The organism is Spinactinospora alkalitolerans, assembly GCF_013408795.1.
In the GTDB taxonomy this organism is placed as follows: domain Bacteria; phylum Actinomycetota; class Actinomycetes; order Streptosporangiales; family Streptosporangiaceae; genus Spinactinospora; species Spinactinospora alkalitolerans.
On the sequence record NZ_JACCCC010000001.1, the window covers coordinates 778,432 to 800,207 of the forward strand.

The following is a 21,776-nucleotide window of genomic DNA, read 5'->3' on the forward strand; positions in this document are numbered from 1 at the left end:
CGACAGCCGACCCCCTGTGCGAACGCGTCCGTCATGCGTCGGTGAGCGGACAGACCGGAGGTTTTCGGCATCCGGCCGAGCGCCAACGGCACAGTTACCTAGCTGAACAGCGATTTCTTGCTTTCCGGCCGATCCGCAATCTGTTTGTTGACCTCGTCGAATCCACCCGTTTGGCCATGGATTACCCGCTCATGGGGCTTTGTGGCATTGCGGCCCGGGGTAGAAGCCGTGGTTGGGAAGAAACACGATCGTGTTAATGACCGTGGAGATCCCGGGTCATGCCGCACCATAGAGGATGGGGTAGACAGATGGAGGAAACTCGGCTGCCCGCCATGGGCATGCCCGGGCCTGGATGGAGGCGTGATGGCTCGCAAGTCGACCGCGCGGCGCGGCGGTGCCCCGACCGAGGGCACCGCCGCGCCGGCCGACGCCTGGGGCTCCGGGGCGGCCGAGGGCGGCGGGCGGTCCCGGCGTCCCCGCGCCGGGTCGGGCGGCCGCTGGTGGATCTGGATCGGCCGTGCGGTGCTGTGGGCGTTCATCCTCGTCGTCATCTTCAACGGCGTCTGGATGCCGTTCCGCTCCGGCATGGCCCAGCCGACCGAGGAGGAGCCCGCCGAGACCGATGAGGTCAGCTTCCCCCAGACCTCGGCCGCGGCCTTCTCCCTGCGGTTCGCCGAGGCCTACCTCAACGCCGATCAGCAGCAGGCGCAGGAGCGCGCCGAAACCCTGGCCGAATTCCTCCCCGAAGGCCGCGCGACCTCCTTCAACCTCACCGGCGGCGAACTGGTCGGCGAGAACATCGAGGTGCTCGCCGTCGACGTCAAGGATGACAACAACGCCGTCGTCCGGCTCAGCGCCGACGTCAACGGCAACCCCATGAGCCTGGACGTCCCCGTCTACGCCGACGCCGCCGGAACCGCACTGGTCGTCTCGGGGCAGCCCGCCCTGCTCGCCGCGCCCGGCAAGGCCGAACTGCCCGAATCACCCGGAGTCCAGGGCGACAGCGATGCGCGCGATGAACTGGAGCCCATCCTGGCGGGCTTCTTCGAGGCCTACGCGCAGACCCCCGAGCACCTCTCCCGCTACCTGGAGCCGGGTGCCGAGGTCAACGCGCTGCCCGCGGACACCGTCGCGTTCGTCGACCTGCACGACGTCACGGTCCCCGCCGCGGCGTCGAGCGGCGACGACGCACGGCAGGCCCAGGCCACGGTGGTGTGGCGACTCCCGGGAGGTGACGGCGAGAACTCCGCCGAGCTGAACCAGAGCTATCTTTTGACCGTCGTCAAGGACGGCACATCCTGGTACGTGCGCGACATCCAAGGTGCCCCGAATTCGTTCGGCTGACCCATGAGCCGGACACGAGATCGCCACGACCAGCGCCGGATTCGGCGGGGCATCGGTAAGGAGACGTGAGAACCATGCAGTGCAGACGCGAGGCACGGGAGGGCGGCGCCTGATGCTTCCCCTGTTCACCGGTGCCGCCCACGCCGCCTTCGACGCCGTGAGCCCCCTCGTCGTGCTCGCCGACGCCCCTCCCGAACCCGACACCTCGGGACTGGCCGACTGGCTGCGCGGCTTCTTCGGCCCCCTCTTCCTCGTGATCGTCTCGATCGTCGCGATCTTCTTCCTGTTCACCAGGGAGATCACCCGGTTCGCGCAGTTCATCATCCTGGCGATCTTCATCGGAATCGTCTTCTACGTGCCAGGGATCATCGAGGTCATCGCGACAGCCATAGCGCGTGCGATGGGCGTGCCGACCGAGTAGGAGGCCGAAGACGTGGACCTGCCCACGTACACCAACATTTGGCGCATCGAGAAGCGGCTCTACAAGCTCTACGATTTCCGGCTGCCCATGCCGCTTCCGGTCGTGACCTTCGGTGTGTGCCTGGGTGTGGCCGTCGTCTGGATCTTCCTGATGAACCTGCTCGGCGTCCCCTTCGAGTCGCCGTTCCACGTCATCTGGATCGTCCCCCCCGGTGTGATCGCGTTCCTCGCCACCCGGCCCGTCATCGAGGGCAAGCGGCTCACCGAGCTGCTGATCTCGCAGGGCCGCTACGCCACCGAGGCGCGCGTCTACACGCGCCTCGCCCCGCAGCACGAGCCGAACCACATCGTCGTCGCCGTCCGTGTCTGGCACCGGGACCCGGCGGCCGGCCCCCTCCCCGTGGTCGACAAGAAGGCGGCCAGGGAGGCGGAGCGGCGGCGCAGGGCGGCCGCCGCGGCGCAGCGGGCCGACGCCGCCGAGGAGACGGCCCTCCCGGAGAGCGGGCACGAGCGTGCGCCGGAGCCCGTGGCCGTGGCCGCCGCCGAACCGGCCGCGGCCCAGGACGGCCGCACGGCCGGGCGCAGGGTCCTCAACTACTTCGGCTTCGGCCTGCCCAAGGCCGACGACTCCTCGCCCCCGCCGCGCGGCGCCGCGTCCGCTCCGCGCTCCCGCGCATCGGGCAGCCGCCCCGCCAACGGGGTGCCCGCGGCCGAGCGCACCGAGCTCGGCACGGTCAAGCGCCGCGGCGACGCGCCCAGCCGGACGGCCGCGCCCGCCCGTGCGGCCGGAACCGGTGACACCGGACCGCGGGACCGCGAACGACGCGAGGCGCACGCGGAGCCGGCGACGCCGATCTCGGCGGCCTCCGCGCCGCAGGAGCAGGACGGCGACGCCTGGTACACCTCGCTGAGCAGGCACTCCGGTGAGACCCCCTGGCCGCTGTCCTCCAAGAGCGCCTACGCACCCGGCGACACCCAGCCCATGGCGGCGCCCGACCTCGGCCTCAAGCGCGCGGCCGCGCGCCGCAGGGCCGAGGAGATCATGGCGGCGCCCGACCCCGGCACCCCGCGCGGGCGGGAGGCCGAGAAGGCGGCCGGACGGCGTCCGCGCGAGGAGAGGGAGACCGCCGCCGCTGCGGCGGCGGAGGAGAGCGCCGCCGCCGAGCGGGCGAGCGTGCTCCCCGAGCCGCCCGCCGAGGCGCGGACCCGGTCCGAGCACGCTCCGGCCTCCGGCAACGGGGCCCGGCGCAGGCTGCGCGGCCGGACCCAGAGCGCAGCGGTCACCCGGCGACTGGAGCGCGAGCGCGCGTCCGCTCCGCCTCCCCCGCAACGGCGGACCGCGCAGGGCCTGGGCCGGCCGGCCACCCCGGAGGAGGCCCGGCGGCAGGAGCAGAGCCATCGGCCCCGCCGCCGACCGCACGCCGCCCCCTGGGACCTGCCCCCGGCCGGCGGGCCGCAGCAGGGCAGCGGGCGCGACGCCGCCGCGGACCGCGCGGCCCCCGCCGACCACGGCGCGCAGCACTCCCCGGCCGGGCCGGTGCGCCCGGCCCCCGCCCGGGGCGAGCACCCGGTGGCCGAGACTCCGCCGCAGGAGGCGCGTCCGCAGGAGGCGCCGCCCCCCGAACCCGCGGCCGAGACCGGTCCGCCCGCGCTTCAGCACGGCGTTCCCGCGTACGGCGCGCCCCCGGCGGAGCCGGCCGAACAGGCGCCGGCCGCCGAACAGGCAGCCGGCGATCCGGGGCCCGAACCCGCCGAGGCCGGCCCGCGCGCGGAGGCGGCGGCGGGGGATGGCGGTCGGTCCGAGGAGGCCGCGGCCGGTCCGGGGTCCGATGCCGATCCCGTCCGGGGTACGGCCCCGGCCGAACGCGCCGACGACCGCACCGGCGCCGAGTCCGTCGCTCCCGAGGCCGATCCGGCTCCGGCGGAGCCGTCCGCCGGCCCCGCCCGTCCCGCGGCCCCCGACGAAGCCGAGCAGGAGGAGCGCGCGGCGGCCCCCGGCGTCCGGGACACCGCCGACCCCGTGACTCCGGCCGAGGACGCCTCCGCGCGCCCGCTGCCGGACCGGCAGGTCAAACCGCCGCTGGAGCTGGACCACGGCACCGGTGAGCACGAGAGCTTCAGCGATGTCTCCGGACCCGGCCGGCGCGCGACGCTGGAGGAGCTGGAGGCCGCGGAGCAGGCGGCGTTCCTGCGCCGCAGGAACGCCGCGAACCGGGGCGGACCCGCGAAGCCGGTTCCACCGCCGCCCGCGAAGCCGGTTCCGCAGCGCCCGGAGAAGCCGGCCTCGGCACGCCCGGAAGAACCGGTCCCGCAGCGGCCGGAGGCGGCGCCGCGGGCCGACGCGCCCGCGGCCCCGGCCGAACCGCGGCGTTCGGAACGCCTCTCCCGCAGCGTCCGCTCCGCCGGGACCGGGCCCCAGCCCGTGCAGCGCTCCGAGCACGGGGACGACGGCGTCTTCACCCGGGTGGCGCACGGCGTCCGCACGCTGGGTCAGCTGTTCACCCCCTCCCACGGCACCCCCGCGCAGCAGGAGCCCGAGGACACCGAGGACACCGGTGCCGACCGCCGTCCGGACGCCTCCACCACCGCGGCCCCGGCCAAGAGCGGCAAGCCCGGCCTGCAGCTCGACCACGGCACGGGGGAGCAGGAACTGCTGTCCGGGCACGTCCGGGCGGCCCCGAGGGACGACGGCGCCGCCGCGCCGACCGACGTCCCCGATGCCGCAGGGACCGACGCCCCGCCTCGGGCCCCCGCCTCGCCGGAGTCCCGGCCGCACCGCCCCGCGCCGGCACCGGAGTCACCGGCGTCGGGCACCCGCGGCTGGCGGAGGCTGGCCCGCGTGGTGACCGGCGGGAACACGCCGACGCCCAAGACCAGGCTCCCCGAAGCCGACATCGAGCGCCTGCGTACGCCGTTCGACGGCACCCGGCGCGTCGTCGTCCTCGGCTGCACCGGCGGGGCCGGCCAGACCGTCACCACGCTCATGCTCGGCCACACGCTGGCCGCCCACCGCGACGAGCGCGTGGTCGCGGTCGACGTCAACCCCGGAGGCACCGGCCTGTCCAAGAGGATCCGCACGGAGACCCCGGAGACCCTGACGTCACTGCTGGCCAACACCGACGGGATCCACGGCTACCTGGGGATGCGCGGCTACACGTCGCAGGCCGGGACCGGCCTGGAAGTGGTGACCACGCTGGACGACCCCTACGTCCAGACCCTCGACGACCGCGACTACGCCGGACTGACCGGGCTGCTGGAGCGGTTCTACGGCGTCACCCTGCTCGACCCCGCCGCGACCGGCGTGGCCCGGGCGCTGCCGATCGTCGACGCCCTGGTGCTGGTCGCCCCGGCGAGCTCGGATGCGGCCCGCGCCGTGGCGATGACGTTCGAATGGCTGGACGGCCACGGCTACGCAGGCCTGCGCTCCAAGTCGGTGGTGGTCGTCAACGGCGTCAGCAAACGCAGCCTCACCGACGTCGACGCCGCCGAGCAGGTCGCCAGGGGCCGCTGCCGCGCGATCGTCCGCGTGCCCTGGGACGACCACCTGGCCGCCGCCAGGGGCGTCGTGGACGTCGACGCCCTGCGCGGCACGACCCGCCGCGCCCACGCCGCCCTCGGCGGCGTGCTGGCCACCGGCTTCGCCGCGCTCCCCGCATCGGGCACCCGCGTGAAGTCGGAGGTGCAGCGGTGATGCAGCACCTTGCGAGCTCCGGGGCCGCCGTGCTGGCGCCCCGCACCCCGATGGCCGCCCGCACGAGCCCGGCACCGCGACCGACGCAGGAGGAGACCCGATGAACGGCAGCAGGGGCGCCAGCCGGCTGGCGGTCCGCTACTTCGACGATCGCGTCCTGCTCAGCGACGCCGAGGCATGGGCCTACTTCCGGCTGCCCACGGTGTCCTATGAGTTCTCCACGCCCGAAGAGCGCGAGACCCTCGCCACCAACATCACGATCGCGCTCGCGGCGATCCGGATGAACGACGCCGAGGTGCAGTTGCGCGTCGCGCACCGCACCTACCCGGCCGCGGCCTGGGCCACCAGGCTCGACGACACCTCGGACTCCGGGCCCGGCTGGTACGACTACCTCGACGAGATGTACCGGCACGTCTGGGCGAAGGACTTCTGGACCAAGGAGGTCTACCTCGGGGTCCGGCTGGGCCAGCGCGGCGTCCGGGCGCAGTTGTCGCGGGGCGTGCTCTCCCAGTTGTTCACCGCCTACCAGCGCACCGAGCAGATCCTCGGCCTCGACGACGACGCGATCGACGCCAAGGAGATCGCCCGCTGGACCGAGCAGGCCGAACGCCTCGGCCGCGCGCTGGCCGCCAGCTCGCTGCACGCCCGGCACGCCTCCTCCACGGAACTGGCCTGGCTGATCCGGCACGCCGTCACCGGCACCATCGAGGAGCCGCGCCCCTCCGCCGCCGGGCGCCGCACGTGGGGCAGGGGCGAGATCGAGGCGCTCGTCGAGGGGGTCCTGCACAACGGCCGGTCGACGCTGCGCCTGGAGCAGCCCGCAGGCAGCACCTACGTCGCCCACCTGTCCTTCTCCCGGTTCCCCGACCTGATGGCCTTCCCCGACGGCGAGCCGTGGCTGCACTACTGCGACGCGCTGCCGTTCCCGGTCGAGGTGTCGCTGCGGATGAAGCTCGTGCCGCCGGCCAAGGCCAGCAAGGACGTCGGCCGCAAGCTCGCGCACGCCCGCGACATGGACGCCCACATTCGCGAGGCCGGGGTCGAGGCGCCGATCGCGCTCGCCGAGCAGATCGACGCCGCCCGCATGCTGGAGCACGGCATCACCAAGGAGCGGCTGCCGTTCGTGTACGGCTGGCACCGGCTCATCGTGACCGCGCCGACCGAGGAGCTCCTGACCCAGAGGGTCGAGGCGGTCGTGGAGCACTACCGCGACATCGGCATCGACATCGTCAGCTCCACGGGCGACCAGTTCTCGCTGTTCTGCGAGTCGCTGCCGGGGGACCGGATCCGGCTGAACGCCTACGCCCAGCGCCAGCCGCTGCGCACCATCGCCGGCGGCATGCCCACCGCGACCGTCGACCTGGGGGACAGGGTCGACGCCGGCGGCGCGGGCTGGGTGGGGCCCTACATCGGCGAGACGCTGGGGCGGGCGCGCTCCATCGTGCACTTCGACCCGATGGTGGCCGCGGCCCGCAACCGGCCCACGGCGATCGCCATCACCGGGGAGCCCGGCGGCGGCAAGACCACGCTGGCGCTGCTGCTCATCTACCAGTTGGCGCTGCGCGGGGTCACGGTCGCTGCGATCGACCCCAAGGGCGACGCCGAGTCCCTCGTCAGGCTGCTGCAGCGCCGCGGGCGCAAGGCGCGGATCATGTCGCTGGGCTCGGCCGAGCCGGGGCTGCTCGACCCGTTCGGCTTCGGCGACGACCTCCCGGCGAAGAAGACGATGGCCACCGAGACGCTGCGGCTGCTGCTGCCGCGCATGAGCGAGGAGCGCGAGTCGGCGATGATCCAGGCGGTGGCGGCCGTGGCGAACCAGCCGCGGCCCAGCCTCGCCAAGGTCGTCGCGCACCTGGAGGAGTCGCACGACCCGGCCTCGCGCAACCTCGGCGCGGTGCTGCGGTCGATGTCGGAGATGCGGCTGGCCAGCCTGTGCTTCGACCCCCAGGGCGAGCAGCAGATCGACACCGAGGGGTGGACCACCGTGTTCACCCTCGGCGGGCTGACCCTGCCCGATTCCGCCATCCAGCGCGACGACTACAGCTACGAGCAGCGTCTCAGCGTCGCCCTGCTGTACCTGGTCAGCCAGTTCGCCCGCCGGCTCATGAACGGGCTCGACCGCCGCCTGCCCAAGGCGATCTTCCTGGACGAGGCGTGGGCGGTGACCTCCACCCCGGAGGGCGCCAAGCTCGTGCCCGAGGTGTCGCGCATGGGGCGGTCGCGCAACACCGCGCTGATCCTGGTCAGCCAGAACGCCGGTGACCTCCTCAACGAGCAGGTCACCAACTGTCTCTCCTCAGTGTTCGCCTTCCGCTCCTCGGAGCGGGTCGAGGTCAACGACGTGATGTCCCTGCTCGGGGTCGAACCCTCCGAAGAGCACATGGGCATGCTGCGCAACCTCAGCAACGGCGAGTGCATCTTCCGTGATCTTGACGGCCGTGCCGGACGCATCGCCGTCGACCTGGTGTCGGAGGAGCTGCTGCGGTGGCTCGACACGAACCCGACACGACAACGGCCCGATGTTGAGGAGGACGACGCTTTGGTCGGCACAGGAGGCACTGGGCAGGAGTTGCGGCGATGAGGTCACTTCCGGGGACACGGCAGCGAGGTTGGCGCCGTGTCCTTTTCCTCGCCACGCTGATGTTGGCGTTCTTCCTGGTCCCACTGGGCTCGGCCCAAGCCGCCGTCCCCGGCTGCGAGGGCGAACCGGCCCCCCAACCGGAGGCAGCAGGCTCGGGAGCCGATGGGCTGCTGGTGCCGCCGCAGTCGCAGTCCTCTATTGTCGGTTCCCCTGACGGGCTCCCGCCTGACGCCAGCCTCTACGGGCAGTACGGAACCTCGGGACAGCAGTGGCATGTAATCAGAGAATCATGTGTTGACAAGCTTGGTTCCAGCGCAGTTGCAACATTGAGCAACACTGCATGGGATCTGTCCAAGACCATCAACCAGTCGACCATTACGGTTTACCAAGCCGCTACATCGGATGGGCTGCTCGACAGTTTTAATGGTTTGGTTGGGAATATTGTGGCAGAGCTCCGGGAGGGGGTTTGGCGCCCGCTTCTGCCGACCGTCGTTATTCTCGGAGCTGTCTGGCTGGGTTGGTATGGTCTGGTGCGGAAGCGTGTCACGCTGACACTGGAAAGCTCTGTATGGATGGTTGTGGCGACTGCGCTTGGTATCTGGATCTTGGTCAATCCAGGGCAGATTCTAAGCCTTGCAGGGAATACAGTGAATACTGGCGGGCAACTTGTCAACGCTGCACTATCGCAGGTTTCTGTGCCCGGCGCATCTACAAACTGCCCTGCCGGTTCGCCGGAAATCCAAAAGGCGGGCTGGGAAAGTGAGAGTGATTTTGCGGTCCGCAGGAATTCGCAGATGCTTTGGACGGGCCTGGTGTGCCGGCCATGGGTTGCTGGTGTATTCGGGACCGGAGATGTAGCAGAAAGCGCGGCAAGACTGCATGCAGTTGATCTGCTAGAAGCTCAAGGGATCAGTAGAGTTGAGCAGCAGAGAATCGCTGATGGGGAACTTGACCCTGAAGAGTTGACGCAAGAAAAGCAGGAATCTTACCAACAGATTGCAGAAAGTGTACAAGAGACTTATCCTGGGGTATATCCACTTTTTGAAGGGAGTCAGCAAGGTAGTCGCCTTGGGGTAGCTACACTTGCTCTCTTCGCTTCAGTGTTCGCCGGGGGATTGATCTTGGCTGGCTCTGTAGCGCTGATCGTGCTGAAGATCGGATTTCTGCTTCTGCTTCTTCTATCGCCGATTTTCTTACTGATAGGTGTACACCCAGGGTATGGCAGGACTGTCCTGCTTCGCTGGTTCGAGATGATGGTCGGTTTGTTGCTCAAGCAGATCTTCATCATGCTCTTAATTTCTTTGCTTGTCATGTGCTATGGCCTGGTCATGGCGTCAAGCCTTGGCTGGGGACTGCAGATGATCCTGCTGGCGCTGTTCACCCTGGCGCTCTTCATCTACCGCAAGCCCTTCGCGCACCTCTTCGCCTCGGTCAACGCCAATACGTTCACCTCACGCATGGTCAATGACGCCGTGACCAGTAGTGCCCTCAGCAAGAGTGCCAACGTTCTGCCGCCCGTTGCCTACATGCGGGCGCAGAAGTGGGGCCTCAAGCGTTCCCCGCAGCTCGCGGCCGCTGCTGCGGCCGTGCCGGCCGGAGCGGGTGCGGCAGCCGGAGCGGGAGCGGCGGAGGCCGCCGAGGCAACCCGTGGTGGAACAGCGACATCCGGTTCCGGTACCGATACCGGGGCCAACGAGGGAGCGACCGTTCGCGGCGAGCAGGTCAGGAGCCGAGGCACCGCCGGATACGGTCGCGCCCGCGGCAATGCCGCTCCGCCGCCGCTGCAACTCGGCGGGCAGGCCGCGAACGCCGAATCCGGTCGCTCCAACGGCGCCCCACCGCCGCGAAGCTCCGCCCAGGCACCTCGGCTCAGCGAAGCCGCCGCTGCCAGCGGAGGCCTGAAATCATCGTCCGCCCCGTCGAGCGGTTCCATTCCGCCGCGTCCGGCCGGCGGTTACACGGGAACCGGTGACACGGGTTGGGCCTCCGTCTTCGGTACGGGGTCCGGCAGCGGTCACCGTTCGGCGCCGAGTTCCGGCGGTGCCGCTCCCAGCGGAGACGGGGGTGCGTCCGCTGCCCCCGAACGGCCGCAGCCCAGTACCGGTCGAGGCATCTTCGATGGCCGCAACGCGACCCCGCCGCAGGGCAACACCATGCCCAAGACATCCCGCTGGGGCGGCCCGCGTCAGCGGAAGGAGAGGCCCGCCCCGCCTCCCAGGGCACCGCGCCCCGCGCCGGCGAGCCGGGAGGAGGGCGGTCACTGGCTCAAGGGGTCGGGCAACAACCGCAACGATGCGCCGACCAGTCCGTTCTGGGCCGGAGAAGCACAGCGTCAACGCAACAACAAGCGCGACATTCCCTTCTGGCTCAGAGACGAAGGGGAGTGAGCGTGCCTTCCTCCGAATCCGAATAGGCGCCGATCGACTACCGAACCCACATTCTCCATACCGAAAGAAAGCTTCACCCATGCCCAAGCCTCTCCCCGATGGCGCACAGCGTCTCGTCTTCGGTGTGCTTGTCGTTGCCCTGGTCGCTTTCGGCATCTATCTGAGCGTGGGCGGTTTCAGAGGCGACGGCGCCGAAGAGGAGCAGCAGGCCGACCAGGTCGGCGGAGAAGACCGGAATCCGGGGGAGCAGCAATCGGAGGCTGTCCCGCCCAGCCCCATCCCGACCACGGCGGCCGAGGACATGGAGGTCATGGACTGGCTGCCGTTCACCGAGGAGGAGTTCACGGCGGCGGCCGCCACGGCACAGGGGTTCGCCGAGGCCTACGGAACGATGGACTACTCCGAGCCGCCCGAGGCGTACTACGACCGTATGGCGGCCTTCGCGACGGAGGATTACGCCGAGACACTGGCGCAGAGCTCCGGGGCGGGGGCGCTGTGGGGGGAGATGGCGGAGAACGAGGCGGTAGCCGAAGGCAGGGCCAACGTCGAGTCGATCCGCAGCTTCGACGACGACTCCATCATCTTCGTCGTCAATGCCCAGTCGATCACCGAAGACGCCAGCGGAGCACGGGACGACCTCGGAGAATACGCGATCACCACGGTGGAGGACGGCGAGGAGTGGCGCGTCTACGACTTCCAGCCGGCCGACGCAGCCAACCTGGGCGGTGACTGATGATGACCAGGCTCTTCGTCAACCCCGAACCATCAGATGAGGGATCCTGCGCGACCCGTCTGGCGATCGCTCTCGGCCTGTTCATCGCGGGCGTTCTCGTCCTGGCGATCATCATCATCCCGACCGCGTCCATCAATCGGGGCATGAGCGCCTTCACCGGTATGCAGTGCACCAGCGAGACCGAACAGGTCGACGCCTCCGGTTACGCCGAGGACTCCGTCCCGGCGAACTACCTGGAGATCTACCAGAAGGTCGGCGAAGAGAAGGGACTCCCGTGGAACGTGCTCGCCGGTGTGGGGCAGGTCGAGAGTCACCACGGCCGCTGGGAAGGGCCCGGGATCACTGAAGGCCACAACGACTGGGGCGCGGCCGGCCCGATGCAGTTCGGCTCGTTGGACGGGTCCGCGGCGGGCAACAGTTGGGGTGGCGAGCCCGTCATGCCGGTCGAGGACCGTCCGGAGGAGGGCTACGGCCAGGACGGCAATGGCGATGGGGTCGTCAGCGTCTATGATCCCGCCGACGCGATCCCGGCCGCGGCCGACTATCTCATCGCGCACGGCGCCGAAGACGACATCCGCAACGCGATCTACGGTTACAACCACGCCTGGTGGTACGTGGAAGACGTGCTGAGCTGGGCCGAACAGTACGCCGACGGCGACTATTCAACGGACGGCGCCATCGAGACCGCGGTCAACTGTAACCTCACCGCTGAGGGCGAACCGATCGCACAGGCCCCCGACGAGCTGACTCAGGCCGTGGTCGACTGGGCGCTGGACCAGCGCGGGAAGCCCTATGTGTGGGGCGGCACCGGCCCGAACGGGTTCGACTGCTCGGGCCTGCTGATGCGGGCTTACGAGAGCATCGGCGTGACGATTCCGCGGGTTTCCCAGGACCAATGGAACTTCGGGCCGAGGATCGAGAAGGGTGAGGAGCAGCCGGGCGACCTGGTCTTCTTCGACGTGCAGCGTTCAGGAGAGCCGCCGGGCCCCGGGCACGTCGGCATGGTCATCGGTGACGGACTGATGGTCGAGGCCTGGTGCACCGACTGCGGACCGATCGCCACGCGGGAATACGACGACCCCAACCGCTCGGAGATCATGGGCTTCACCCGCCCACTGGAAGACCCGGACGTGAAGGCGCAGTTGGAGCAGTGAGGATAGCCGTGACCCCGACTAGGCTGTCCGAAAGCGTTGGGACACAAGGGATTCGGCATGCCTGAACGAAGAGATGCACCGCCCGAGAAGCAGGGACTGCGAGGATGGCGCGCGTTCCTCGTGGTGGTGGGCTCTGGAACGTTGGCGGCGCTACTCGTTACTGGGATTATTGTCGGTGGCTTGCGGCTATTTGCATCTGTAGTGTCCATGGAGACGTCATCTCAGCAGACGGCCCCTATCGAGGCTACTGGAGAACCGCTAGCTTCACTGGAGCCAGAGAAACTGAACCTATGCTCAACAACAGTCGATTCACTCTCCACGGTAAGTGTGGACCGTGTAGATTCCGGTGAAGGGTATGTTGATACGGTTACTGAAGAAGGTGTGCAGGAGGGACGGACTGTATCCGACGATTGTCGATGGACTCTAGTCCCAGAGTACAATTCCCCCTCTCCATGGGAGTTCTCGCTGCAGTATGAGGCAGTTATTTCTGTCGCAGATGAGGACAAAATTGAGATCTCAATTCAGGAGTTTGACAGAAGGAGGGGGGAGCTCGAGAGTCGCTTCTCTCATGTATATTCCCAAGGAGAGGATTCATTGACGGATGAATCTTATTCCTTCTATGGAGAGGCCGACGGCGAGTCAGGAGTAACTCGCTACATTCTTCTTTCTAGGACTAAAAGCGCGGTGTATGAGATTCAGTTCGACGCTCAGAGGTCTGGCGGCGATTCGAGTGCTATTCCAGAGACGGCTTTTAGGCACGAGGCCGAGAAGTTGGTTTCTGGAATGGAAATAGACTTGAGCCTTTGGATTCCAGAATAATCAATACGCTCCTCATGCTCCAGCGAGAACTCTCCGCCCACCTCGTAACACACGCTCACCGGCGGGTTTCCCTGTTCTCCCTCCACGTAAGAGTCGCCGACGAAGGTCAGCAGTCCACTCTCAGGGGCTTCCGGAACGCCAAGGTGAATGCGTGAGGCCGCCATCAATGTTGACCCCTAGAGCGAATTTCTCTTCAGGTCGTATGCGCTTGCCGTCGACGAGGAGATAGAGCTGGTCCGATGTGATCTGTGGTGAAGCGTTGAAAACCTCGCGTCACCCGTGAACCGCACTCCGTTCGAGGCCTCCTCGATGGAGCCGATGTATATCAAGTACCCGGACCGGTTTCCTGAATTCGCATTGGACTTCGGGACGCCGTCGACGATATCGACCTCTGAGAAGTCGAGCATGGGGCCGTTCTCCGCTCGGTCTGTCGCCTCGACGGGGAGAGACGGTGCAGGCTGTGCGGACTCCTGCGGTGCCCCCTGATCGTTGTCCTGCACTTCCGCCGCGGCTCGGCCACCGTTGTCACCGGCTGAAGCAGGGATGCCCGACCAAGGCGCGACACCCATCGCCGTAGGGATCCCGATCCCGGCGGCCACGAGGACAGCCGCCGCGATCGGGCCCCGATCACGACGGCCCGGCGTCTGCCGCGCTTCGCCTGAGGCGGTATGGCGGGCAGAGGGGGGCAGAAGCCGGGTCCATTCACGGCCGAGCAGCCGCGCCACCATCGTTGCGTCCTTAGCGTCCTTAGCGCCCTCGGCCGCCGGTCCACCGCTGTACACCTGCTGCGCGGCCTGCAGCGCCTCGGCGATGCCCGCGGCCAGTTCCAGCAGCGTGCCACCGGCCAACGGGCCGTGCGCCCGGACGTGTTGGCGCAGCGCCTTGGGACCGGCGGCATTGGTGAGGCTGCCTGTGGACTGCGCAGCAGCCGCGGCCGGTGAGCTCGGTGCCACCACTTGGGCACGCCGTGGCCAGAAGGCCTGGTGCGCACAGTCAACGGTGTTCTTCGGTCGCCGGAGCCGCATCGGGGAAAATCGCGAAGCGCCCCGGTGGGGAGTACGCAGTCGTCAAGCAGCCTCACCACTCGCCGCTGCGGCCCACGATGATCTGAGTGTCCTGCTCCCGGTGAAATGCACGCGAAGAACGTGTTCTAGCGGACAAAGATGCCTCCACACGCCGACCCACGCGCCTGTCGGCAGGCGCGTCGTCGGGCTTTTCCACAGGGGTCGGATCCGAGTGGCCGGGCGGGGGCGGGCGGCCGACTCTGGGATGCATGGAAGCACTGCATTCCGCCCGCCGGGTGGCGCGGGCTCAGTACGGGGTGCTCGCCGTCCGGCAGGCGCGGGCGTGCGGGCTGTCGGCCGACGACATCCGGCACTGCGTCAGGCGCAGGCGGTGGCGGCGGGAGCACCGGGGCGTTTACCGGCTGTGTGAGTTCGAGGAGGTCGGCTGGCCCCCGGTGGTGTCTGCGGCGATGGCCGCGCAGCTCGCGCTGGGGCCGCGCGCGTTCGCGTGCCGGTCCACCGCGGCGCGGCTGTGGCAGATGCAGGGACTGCCGCCCTGGAACGGTGAGGTGCACATGGCCGTGCCGCCCGCGGAGATCCGACACGGGCGGCCGGGGTTGCGGCTGCACAGGTGGGAGGCCGATCCGGGGGACGTGACCGTCCTGGGCCGGGTCCGCGTCACGACGCCCGGCCGGACGCTGCGGGACCTCGTCGTGAGCCGCGACCGGGAGACCGCCGTCAGCCTGCTGGACTCGGCCCTCTTCCAGAAACTCGTCACCCCGGCCGAGCTGCGCGGTCTGGCGGCCGCCGACCGGGAACGCCGCGGGGCCGAGGAGGCGGGGGCGGCGTCCCGGTGGGACCTTGCCGACGGTCGGGCGCAGAGCCCGCTGGAGACGCGCATCCGCCTGGTGTGCGCCGACGGCGGCCTGCCGCCCGACGCGCTGCAGCATCCGCTGCACGACGGCGAGGGCGCCCTGCTGGCCTACGCCGACATGTACTGGCGCCGGCAGCGGCTGCTGGTGGAGGCCGACGGCGCCGGACCGCACGAGCAGCCCAGCGCGCTGCTGTACGACAGGCGCCGGCGAAACGACGTCCTGCTCGCCCACCCCGGCCTGCACATCCTGCGCTTCGCTTGGGAGGACCTGCGCGATCCCGGACGCATCCTCACTGCGGTGCGCGAAAGGCGAAAGCAGGGGCGCGGATGAATGAACGCGGCGCTGTGAGGCAGGGGAGGAGTGCAAGACGAGCCCGTCAGGGCGATGACAAGCCCGGCAGGCCCTACCGACGAGGCTGGAGGCTGACATGAGCGCTGGCGAGAAGGGCCAGAGCAAGGGCGAGCAGGCCAAGGGCAAGCTCAAGGAAGCGGCCGGGAAGGTGACCGGCAACGAGCGCCTCAAGAACGAAGGCCGCGCCGAGCAGGCCAAGGGCAACGTTCGCGAAGCCAAGGAAGACGTCAAGGACACCGCGCACGGTGTGGCGCGCGGTCTCCGTGACGACCGTCACCGGGACGGCCCCGGGCCGGAGCGCGGCGCCTGAACCACTTCTGAACCACTTTGCGCGATGAGGGGCGGATCCATCCGGATCCGCCCCTCATCGTGTGCGGGGACCGCCATGCGACCGCTCGATCATCCGCAGCGGACCCCCGGTGCTGCCCACGGCCTTCTCCTGTCCCGCAGCGCCGTCCGGCTCCGTCGTCGCCGGTCAGCGCGGGAAAGGCGCCTCGGGGCGCGACCGGTCCCTCGACTCTCCTCGGCTGCGCCTCCCCGTCTCTCCTGACTTCGCCGCTGGAGCGCCGCCCCCGTGCCGACCGTCTGACCGGGAGAAGCGGTTTCAGCGGGAGCCGTGCTGGGGGCCCGACTCAATCGAAGGCGTATCCCATATCGTGTCCGTTTCCCGGCGTTCCGGCGGTGTCGGAAGCGGCATTCTGGAACAGCCGAGAAAATCCCGGAACGCCCACGGGCGCGGCGATGTCGGCCATCGCCCCGCGTCGGCGCACCCCGATACGGCGGTGCCGTACCGGCGGCACGCCCGGGCGGTCACAACGGTGAGACGACGAATGGAGACCGATGACGATGCCACCTGACGGTGGGCTGTACGAGGATGTGGGGCCGCGGCGGTGGCCCCTTGATCCGGTGCCGATTCACCCCGCGCGCTCCTTCGCCTCTGTCGGGGGAGCGACGGAAACGGAGGCGCCGGAGGGTGCCCCAGTGCGTGCTCGGGAGTGGACGCCGCCGGGGGCAGACGAAACGGTGACGGCCCCGACGGATTTCGGACATGACAACTCATCTGATCATGTACCGGCACTATCCCGGTCCGCAGACTCCGGAGAATGTGAATTCTGGGTTTCGGGAGTCGGACTGAAGCGTGCTGCGCCGGATGTGGCGGATCCGGCCGATGGGCGCCTCCCGATCCCGGCCCATGCCGTCCGCCTCCGTCCTGACCGGCACGGACGCCCCCGCGCGTCGGCGCTCACGGTGGCCGCGGCCGCCACGTCGGCTCCGCAGGGCTCGCCGCACCGCACGTGCCGGACGTTTGAAATCCAACGGAATGTCCTGGTTTTGGGCATGGCATCCGGAGTCGCCGCTCGGCGAGCGGGGTACTCCAAAATCTGGTCCGCCATGCCCGCAGCCTCGTCCCCCACCCGAAGGCCAGCTGAGGAGAAGAAGGCAGATGCGTAAGATCCTGATCGTCGGCGCCGGACAAAGCGGCCTGTGCCTGGCGAACGGGCTGCTGGAGCGCGGTTACGAGGTAACCCTGATCACCGGCAAGACCTCCATCGAGACTCGCCAGGGTCGGCCCAACATCACCCAGTTCACTCTGCCGCGGGCGCTAGAGCTCGAGCGCGCACTGCATCTGGACTGGTGGTCGGCCCAGGCTCCGCACATCGAGGGCGTGCGGCAGCCGCTGTACGCCCCCGGCATGCCGGATCCGCTGGTGGTCCAGGGCCGTTTCAACGGGTATGGCATCGCGGTGGATCCGCGGGCCAAGATGGCCGATTGGCTGGAGCATTTCGAGGATCAGGGCGGCAAGGTCGTCATCCACGGCGTCACCGTCACCGATCTCGACTACTTCTCGCGGATGTACGACCTCGTGGTCATCGCGGTCGGTGCGGGTGAGCTCGGAGCGCTCTTCGACTACGACCCGTCCCGCTTCGGTGGCGCCCACCCCCGGGTCATCACCCAGACCCTCGTGCACGGTTTGGAGGAGGGGCCGGCCGGCCCCGGATTCGCCGAGGTGATTTCGGCACCGGAGGGCCGGATCTTCTTCGCCCCGGTCCTCACCCAGCAGGGCCCCGCCCACTCCATCTCCGTCATGGACGAGCCGGGCGGGTCATTGGACGGCTCCCACCTCAATGAGCAGGGCGGCCACCGGGGCCCGTCCGCCCAGACCGTCACCGACTGGATCGTGCGCAGCGTCGGTGAACGTTTCGCCGACTTCGCCACCCGGCTGACCAAGGTGGAACCGGTCGACGCTACCTCGGCCGCGGTGACCCGGGTGCGCCCCCAGGTGCGCAATCCCGTGGGCGTGCTGCCCTCGGGCGGGCACGTGCTGGGCAGCGCCGACGTGGTCGTCACCACCGACCCGATCGCCGGCCAGGGCTGGAACGTCTCCACGATGTGCGCCACAACCTATCTGGAGGCCATCGTCTCCAATGGAGACACGCCCTTCAACGCCGCCTGGATGAGCGAGGCATTCGAAACCTTCTACGCCAACGAGGGCATCCACAGTGCGGCATTGAGCGCGATGCTGCACTCGCTGTGGGACAGCGAACTGCCCGGCTACTTCCAGGAGGTCGTGGGCGCGGCTCTGACTTACCACGAGGTGGCCGACCGCTGGGTCCACGGCCTCGATGACCCCCGGGATTACCGAGCCTGGTTCCTCGACGAAGAGGGAGCCCGGGCCTATCTGGGTGAAGTGGCCGCGCGCCATAGCTGATCAACGCGCACGCGAGCGCACCAGTGAAAGGAAATTCCCCCGTGTCCGGACACCAGTCGCCTGCCCCTGATGAGAAGTCCACGACACTGCACGCCACACCCAGGCCTCGGGTGTGGAGTGAACGGAACATGGCCGCTCTCTACGACCTGGCAATCGTGCACGGCACCTACTGGGCGTGGTGGGGCTGCCGCTGGCCCATCATCGCCGATCTCTATGGCCAGAACGTCCGGTCCAGGCATCTGGAGCTCGCGCCGGGCACGGGGTATTTCCTGAACCGGGTCGCCTTCCCCACGGAGTCCCCGGAACTGTCACTGCTCGACCTGCACGAGGGGCCGCTGCAGGTGAGCGCGCGGCGGCTCGCTCGCTACCGGCCCACCACGTACACGGGTGACGTGTTCGACCCGCTCCCGCTTCCGGAGAACTCGGTGGACAGTGTGGGGTGCGGCATGATGCTGCACTGCCTGCCGGGTGACGGCATTCCGGCAAAGGCCGTGGTGTTCGACCACGTCGCGCGTGTGCTGACCCCTGGCGGCCGGTTCTTCGGCAGCACCGTCTTGACCAAAGATGTGCCCATGAGCTGGTTCGGCCGCCAGGGCCTTCGCCTCGTCAACAGCAAGGGAGTTTTCCACAACCTGCACGACTCCGCGCTGGACTTGCGGACCGAGCTGGAGGCCCGCTTCGACGACGTCAAATTCGTCATACGGGGGTCGGTGGGACTGTGGCAGGTGACCGGCCGATGAGCGGACCGGATACCGCCGGGCGGGCGGCGATCGTGGGGATCGGCGCCCGCCTGCCCGGCGGCCTGCACGGCCCCGGTCAGTTCTGGCGGGCCCTGCTGAAGAGGCGCGACACCATCACCGAGATTCCGGACGTGCGCTGGAAGACCATGGCGGACCGCCTCGCCGAGGAGCAGCGGCCCGAGCAGCCGTGGACGGCCGGTGTCCTCGACGACATTGAGGCCTTCGACGCCGACGCCTTCGGCATCGGCACCGGTGAGGCCGTTGAGATGGATCCCCAGCAGAGGATCTTGCTCGAAGTCGTGGTCGAGACGCTGCAGGACGCCGGAATCCCCTGTTCGGCTCTGGCAGGGACGCGCGCCGGCGTCTACGTCGGCGCGGCCAGTTTCGACCAGGCCACGGTCGGTTTCGCCCCCGGACGCCGCAGCAGCATGCTCACCGCCGGCGGTTCCGGGATGGCGGTGCTGGCCAACCGCATCTCCTACGCCCTGGACCTGCGCGGCCCCAGCATCACCTTCGACACCGCCTGCTCCTCCTCCCTCGTGGCGCTGCACCAGGCCCGCCGTGACCTTGAGGCGGGCGAGATCGACGCCGCGATCGTGGCCGGGAGCAACGTCCTGCTCAACCCGTCCATCACCGCCGCCTTCCACGACGGCGGCGTGCTGGCCTCGACCGGCCGGTGCCGGCCCTTCGACACGGATGGCGACGGCTACGTGCGCAGCGAAGGCGTGGGCGTGGCGGTGCTGAAGCGCCACGGCGACGCCCGGGCCGACGCCGATCGGGTCTACGCCCTCATCGCAGGCAGCGGGGTCAATTCCGACGGCCGCTCCCGCGGGCTGTTCGCCCCCAACCGGCACGCCCAGGAGGCGCTGCTGCGCGACGTCTACGACCGGTCCGGAATCGATCCGGGCGAGGTCGACTACGTCGAGACCCACGGCACCGCCACCGCGGCCGGCGACAACGTCGAGGGCCGCGCCCTGGCCGCGGTGCTGGGCGCCCACCGCGATCCGGAACGGCCCCTGCTGATCGGCTCGGTCAAGTCCAATATCGGCCACCTAGAGGGCGCGGCCGGGATCGTCAACGTCATCAAGACCGCCCTGGCGCTGCACCACCGCCGGATCCCGCCGACCATCAACCATGCCCGTATGCGTCCGAGCCTGGCCAAGCTGGCGCTGAGCGTGCCCACCGCCCCCACCCCATGGCCCGAGCGCGGCGGGTCCCGCCTCGCCGGGGTCAGCGCGTTCGGGTTCGGCGGCACCAACGCCCACGTCATCCTGGAGGGGGCCGACCCGGTTCCCCCGTCCACCGGAGGGCGCGAGGCGCAGGGTCCGGTGCTCATCCCGGTATCGGCGCATTCGCGGGCCAGCCTGCGCGGCACCGCGGCCGACTGGGCGGGTGCCCTCACCGAGGGCACCGACCTCACCGCGGTCGCGGCGACGGCGACCCACCGCCGCGACCACGCTCTCCACCGGGCCGCGGTCGTGGCCGCCGACCCGGCCGAGGCCGTGGACGCGTTCGGCGCCCTGGCCGAGGGCCGCCCCCATCCGGCCCTGGTCGGCCCGCACGTCGCACCCATCCGGCCGCCTCGCGTCGTGTTCGCCTTCTCCGGGCACGGCGGGCAGTGGGCGGGCATGGGGGAGCGGCTGCACGCCACCATGCCGGTCTTCGCCGAGGCGGTGGCCGAGGTCCGCTCGGCCCTTGCCGGCAGGCTCGGCCACCAGCCCTGGGCCCCGGGTGATCCGATGATCGGATTTGCCGCGATCCAGCACGCGATCTTCACCATGCAGGTGGGGCTCGCCGCGGTGTGGCGGTCCTGGGGCGTCACCCCCGACGCCGTCGTGGGCCACAGCCTCGGCGAGGTCGCCGCCGCCCACGTCGCCGGCGCGCTCAGCCTGGACGACGCCGTCCAGGTCCTGTGCGCCCGCAGCGCGCTGCTCGCCGAAACCAGCGCCATCGGCGGGCTGCTGGCCACCGAGCTCACCGCCGACCAGGCCCACGAGGCGATCGCGCCCTACTCCGGCGCGCTGGCGGTGGCCACGCTCAACGGGCCGCGCACCACCGTCATCTCCGGCACCCACGCAGAACTCGCCCGACTGCACGCCGACCTCGACCGGGCCGGGGTGTGGGCGCGCTCCGTGGCCGACGGCGTGCCCGCGCACAGTCCGCACCTGCACCCCCTGCTGCCACGCCTGAGCGAGGCCCTGTCCGGCCTCACCCCGGCCGACACCCCCGTGGATTTCGCCTCCACGGTCACCGCCGCCCACACGCCCGGCCACACCCTGGGCGCCGACTACTGGACCGGCCAGCTCCGCTCGCCGGTCCGCCTGCACGAGACGGTCCGGGCGCTGGCCGCCGCCCGGCCCAGCGTGTTCGTCGAGATCGCCCCGCGCGGGGTGCTGGGTCACGCCATCGGCGACACCCTCACCGAGCACGACCTGCCCGGTGACGTCGTCCCCGCCGCACCCGAGGACGACGAGCACACCGGCCTGCTCGTCGCGGCGGCCACCCTGTCCACCCGCGGCCGCACCCCGACCGGCACCGCCCCCGCGGGGCTGCCGCCGGTCGACCTGCCGGCCACCCGCTGGGACCGCGAGGGCGCGGCCAAACCCGGCGCCGAACCGGCCGGACTGGCCACCCGGCTGGAGACGGCCACCACCCCACGAGAGCGGCGGCACGCGATCCAGCTCGCCGTCCGCGACATCTGCGCCGACATCACCCGCACCGACCCGGGCACGCTGCCCCTCGACGAGGAGATGGCCAACCTCGGCGTCACCTCGGTCTCCCTCATCGAGATGCGCTCCCGGCTGCGGCTGGCCCACCCCGACCTGGCCGGGCTGTCCGCGGCCCTCATCTACGCCCACCCCACCATCGAACAGCTCACCCGAGCCATCGACCGGCACCTGCACCAGCAGGAGCACTGAGAGGACGGCCGGCCGCGTTCGCCGGAGCGCGCGGCGCCCCGGCGAACGC

The 21,776-nt window shown here is 69.9% G+C and carries 14 protein-coding genes; 13 read left to right on the forward strand and 1 reads right to left on the reverse strand.

The annotated features are described in order from the left end of the window. Window positions 1-363 precede the first annotated feature (363 nt). The 8 genes from HDA32_RS03700 to HDA32_RS03735 all read left to right on the forward strand — a co-directional run bounded on the left by HDA32_RS03700 (window position 364) and on the right by HDA32_RS03735 (window position 13,129). Complete coding sequence (locus HDA32_RS03700; RefSeq protein ID WP_179641818.1) at window positions 364-1,344, forward strand: conjugal transfer protein; 981 nt, start codon at window positions 364-366, stop codon at window positions 1,342-1,344. 112 nt (window positions 1,345-1,456) lie between these two features. Continuing rightward, window positions 1,457-1,765: a hypothetical protein gene (locus HDA32_RS03705; RefSeq protein WP_179641819.1), complete on the forward strand. Its 309-nt coding sequence runs from the start codon at window positions 1,457-1,459 to the stop codon at window positions 1,763-1,765. Between the two features lie 12 nt (window positions 1,766-1,777). Next, on the forward strand, window positions 1,778-5,455 hold the full coding sequence (locus HDA32_RS03710; protein ID WP_179641820.1) for a TcpE family conjugal transfer membrane protein: 3,678 nt from the start codon (window positions 1,778-1,780) through the stop codon (window positions 5,453-5,455). A gap of 100 nt (window positions 5,456-5,555) precedes the next feature. Further along, window positions 5,556-8,036: an ATP-binding protein gene (locus HDA32_RS03715; RefSeq protein WP_179641821.1), complete on the forward strand. Its 2,481-nt coding sequence runs from the start codon at window positions 5,556-5,558 to the stop codon at window positions 8,034-8,036. Then, window positions 8,033-10,423, forward strand: coding sequence for a type IV secretion system protein (locus tag HDA32_RS03720; RefSeq protein ID WP_179641822.1), 2,391 nt, complete (start codon window positions 8,033-8,035; stop codon window positions 10,421-10,423). Before HDA32_RS03715 ends, HDA32_RS03720 begins: the two co-directional genes overlap by 4 nt. Before the next feature lie 79 nt (window positions 10,424-10,502). Beyond that, a complete protein-coding gene (locus tag HDA32_RS03725) occupies window positions 10,503-11,156 on the forward strand; it encodes a hypothetical protein (protein ID WP_179641823.1) in 654 nt (217 codons plus the stop codon). A gap of 2 nt (window positions 11,157-11,158) precedes the next feature. After that, window positions 11,159-12,310 (forward strand): C40 family peptidase, encoded by a 1,152-nt coding sequence (locus HDA32_RS03730; protein WP_179646448.1) that lies wholly within the window; start codon window positions 11,159-11,161, stop codon window positions 12,308-12,310. 57 nt (window positions 12,311-12,367) lie between these two features. Beyond that, entirely contained in the window at window positions 12,368-13,129 is a 762-nt protein-coding gene (locus tag HDA32_RS03735; RefSeq protein ID WP_179641824.1) for a hypothetical protein, read from the forward strand. Between the two features lie 176 nt (window positions 13,130-13,305). Here HDA32_RS03735 and HDA32_RS03740 read toward each other — a convergent pair whose 3' ends face one another. Beyond that, window positions 13,306-14,085 carry a hypothetical protein gene (locus HDA32_RS03740; RefSeq protein ID WP_179641825.1) on the reverse strand — a complete coding sequence of 260 codons (780 nt, stop codon included), beginning with the start codon at window positions 14,083-14,085 and terminating at the stop codon, window positions 13,306-13,308. Window positions 14,086-14,402: 317 nt separating this feature from the next. Here HDA32_RS03740 and HDA32_RS03745 point away from each other — a divergent pair, with 317 nt between their 5' ends. From HDA32_RS03745 to HDA32_RS03765, 5 genes are all read left to right on the forward strand, one after another. Then, window positions 14,403-15,338: a PDDEXK family nuclease gene (locus HDA32_RS03745; RefSeq protein ID WP_179641826.1), complete on the forward strand. Its 936-nt coding sequence runs from the start codon at window positions 14,403-14,405 to the stop codon at window positions 15,336-15,338. Between the two features lie 97 nt (window positions 15,339-15,435). Continuing rightward, a complete protein-coding gene (locus HDA32_RS03750) occupies window positions 15,436-15,669 on the forward strand; it encodes a CsbD family protein (RefSeq protein ID WP_179641827.1) in 234 nt (77 codons plus the stop codon). Between the two features lie 1,134 nt (window positions 15,670-16,803). After that, window positions 16,804-18,069, forward strand: a complete 1,266-nt coding sequence (locus HDA32_RS03755; RefSeq protein ID WP_179641828.1) for a styrene monooxygenase/indole monooxygenase family protein — start codon at window positions 16,804-16,806, stop codon at window positions 18,067-18,069. Between the two features lie 128 nt (window positions 18,070-18,197). Continuing rightward, window positions 18,198-18,809 (forward strand): class I SAM-dependent methyltransferase, encoded by a 612-nt coding sequence (locus HDA32_RS03760; protein ID WP_179641829.1) that lies wholly within the window; start codon window positions 18,198-18,200, stop codon window positions 18,807-18,809. Next, window positions 18,806-21,727 carry a type I polyketide synthase gene (locus tag HDA32_RS03765; RefSeq protein WP_179641830.1) on the forward strand — a complete coding sequence of 974 codons (2,922 nt, stop codon included), beginning with the start codon at window positions 18,806-18,808 and terminating at the stop codon, window positions 21,725-21,727. Before HDA32_RS03760 ends, HDA32_RS03765 begins: the two co-directional genes overlap by 4 nt. Window positions 21,728-21,776 lie beyond the last annotated feature (49 nt).

What these genes read in the sequence shown, in the direction of transcription:
- HDA32_RS03700 (WP_179641818.1), top strand. Translation starts at nt 364, where the DNA reads ATGGCTCGCAAGTCGACCGCGCGGCGCGGCGGTGCCCCGACCGAGGGC.
- HDA32_RS03705 (WP_179641819.1), top strand. Translation starts at nt 1,457, where the DNA reads ATGCTTCCCCTGTTCACCGGTGCCGCCCACGCCGCCTTCGACGCCGTG.
- HDA32_RS03715 (WP_179641821.1), top strand. Translation starts at nt 5,556, where the DNA reads ATGAACGGCAGCAGGGGCGCCAGCCGGCTGGCGGTCCGCTACTTCGAC.
- HDA32_RS03720 (WP_179641822.1), top strand. Translation starts at nt 8,033, where the DNA reads ATGAGGTCACTTCCGGGGACACGGCAGCGAGGTTGGCGCCGTGTCCTT.
- HDA32_RS03725 (WP_179641823.1), top strand. Translation starts at nt 10,503, where the DNA reads ATGCCCAAGCCTCTCCCCGATGGCGCACAGCGTCTCGTCTTCGGTGTG.
- HDA32_RS03730 (WP_179646448.1), top strand. Translation starts at nt 11,159, where the DNA reads ATGACCAGGCTCTTCGTCAACCCCGAACCATCAGATGAGGGATCCTGC.
- HDA32_RS03735 (WP_179641824.1), top strand. Translation starts at nt 12,368, where the DNA reads ATGCCTGAACGAAGAGATGCACCGCCCGAGAAGCAGGGACTGCGAGGA.
- HDA32_RS03745 (WP_179641826.1), top strand. Translation starts at nt 14,403, where the DNA reads ATGGAAGCACTGCATTCCGCCCGCCGGGTGGCGCGGGCTCAGTACGGG.
- HDA32_RS03750 (WP_179641827.1), top strand. Translation starts at nt 15,436, where the DNA reads ATGAGCGCTGGCGAGAAGGGCCAGAGCAAGGGCGAGCAGGCCAAGGGC.
- HDA32_RS03755 (WP_179641828.1), top strand. Translation starts at nt 16,804, where the DNA reads ATGCGTAAGATCCTGATCGTCGGCGCCGGACAAAGCGGCCTGTGCCTG.
- HDA32_RS03760 (WP_179641829.1), top strand. Translation starts at nt 18,198, where the DNA reads ATGGCCGCTCTCTACGACCTGGCAATCGTGCACGGCACCTACTGGGCG.
- HDA32_RS03765 (WP_179641830.1), top strand. Translation starts at nt 18,806, where the DNA reads ATGAGCGGACCGGATACCGCCGGGCGGGCGGCGATCGTGGGGATCGGC.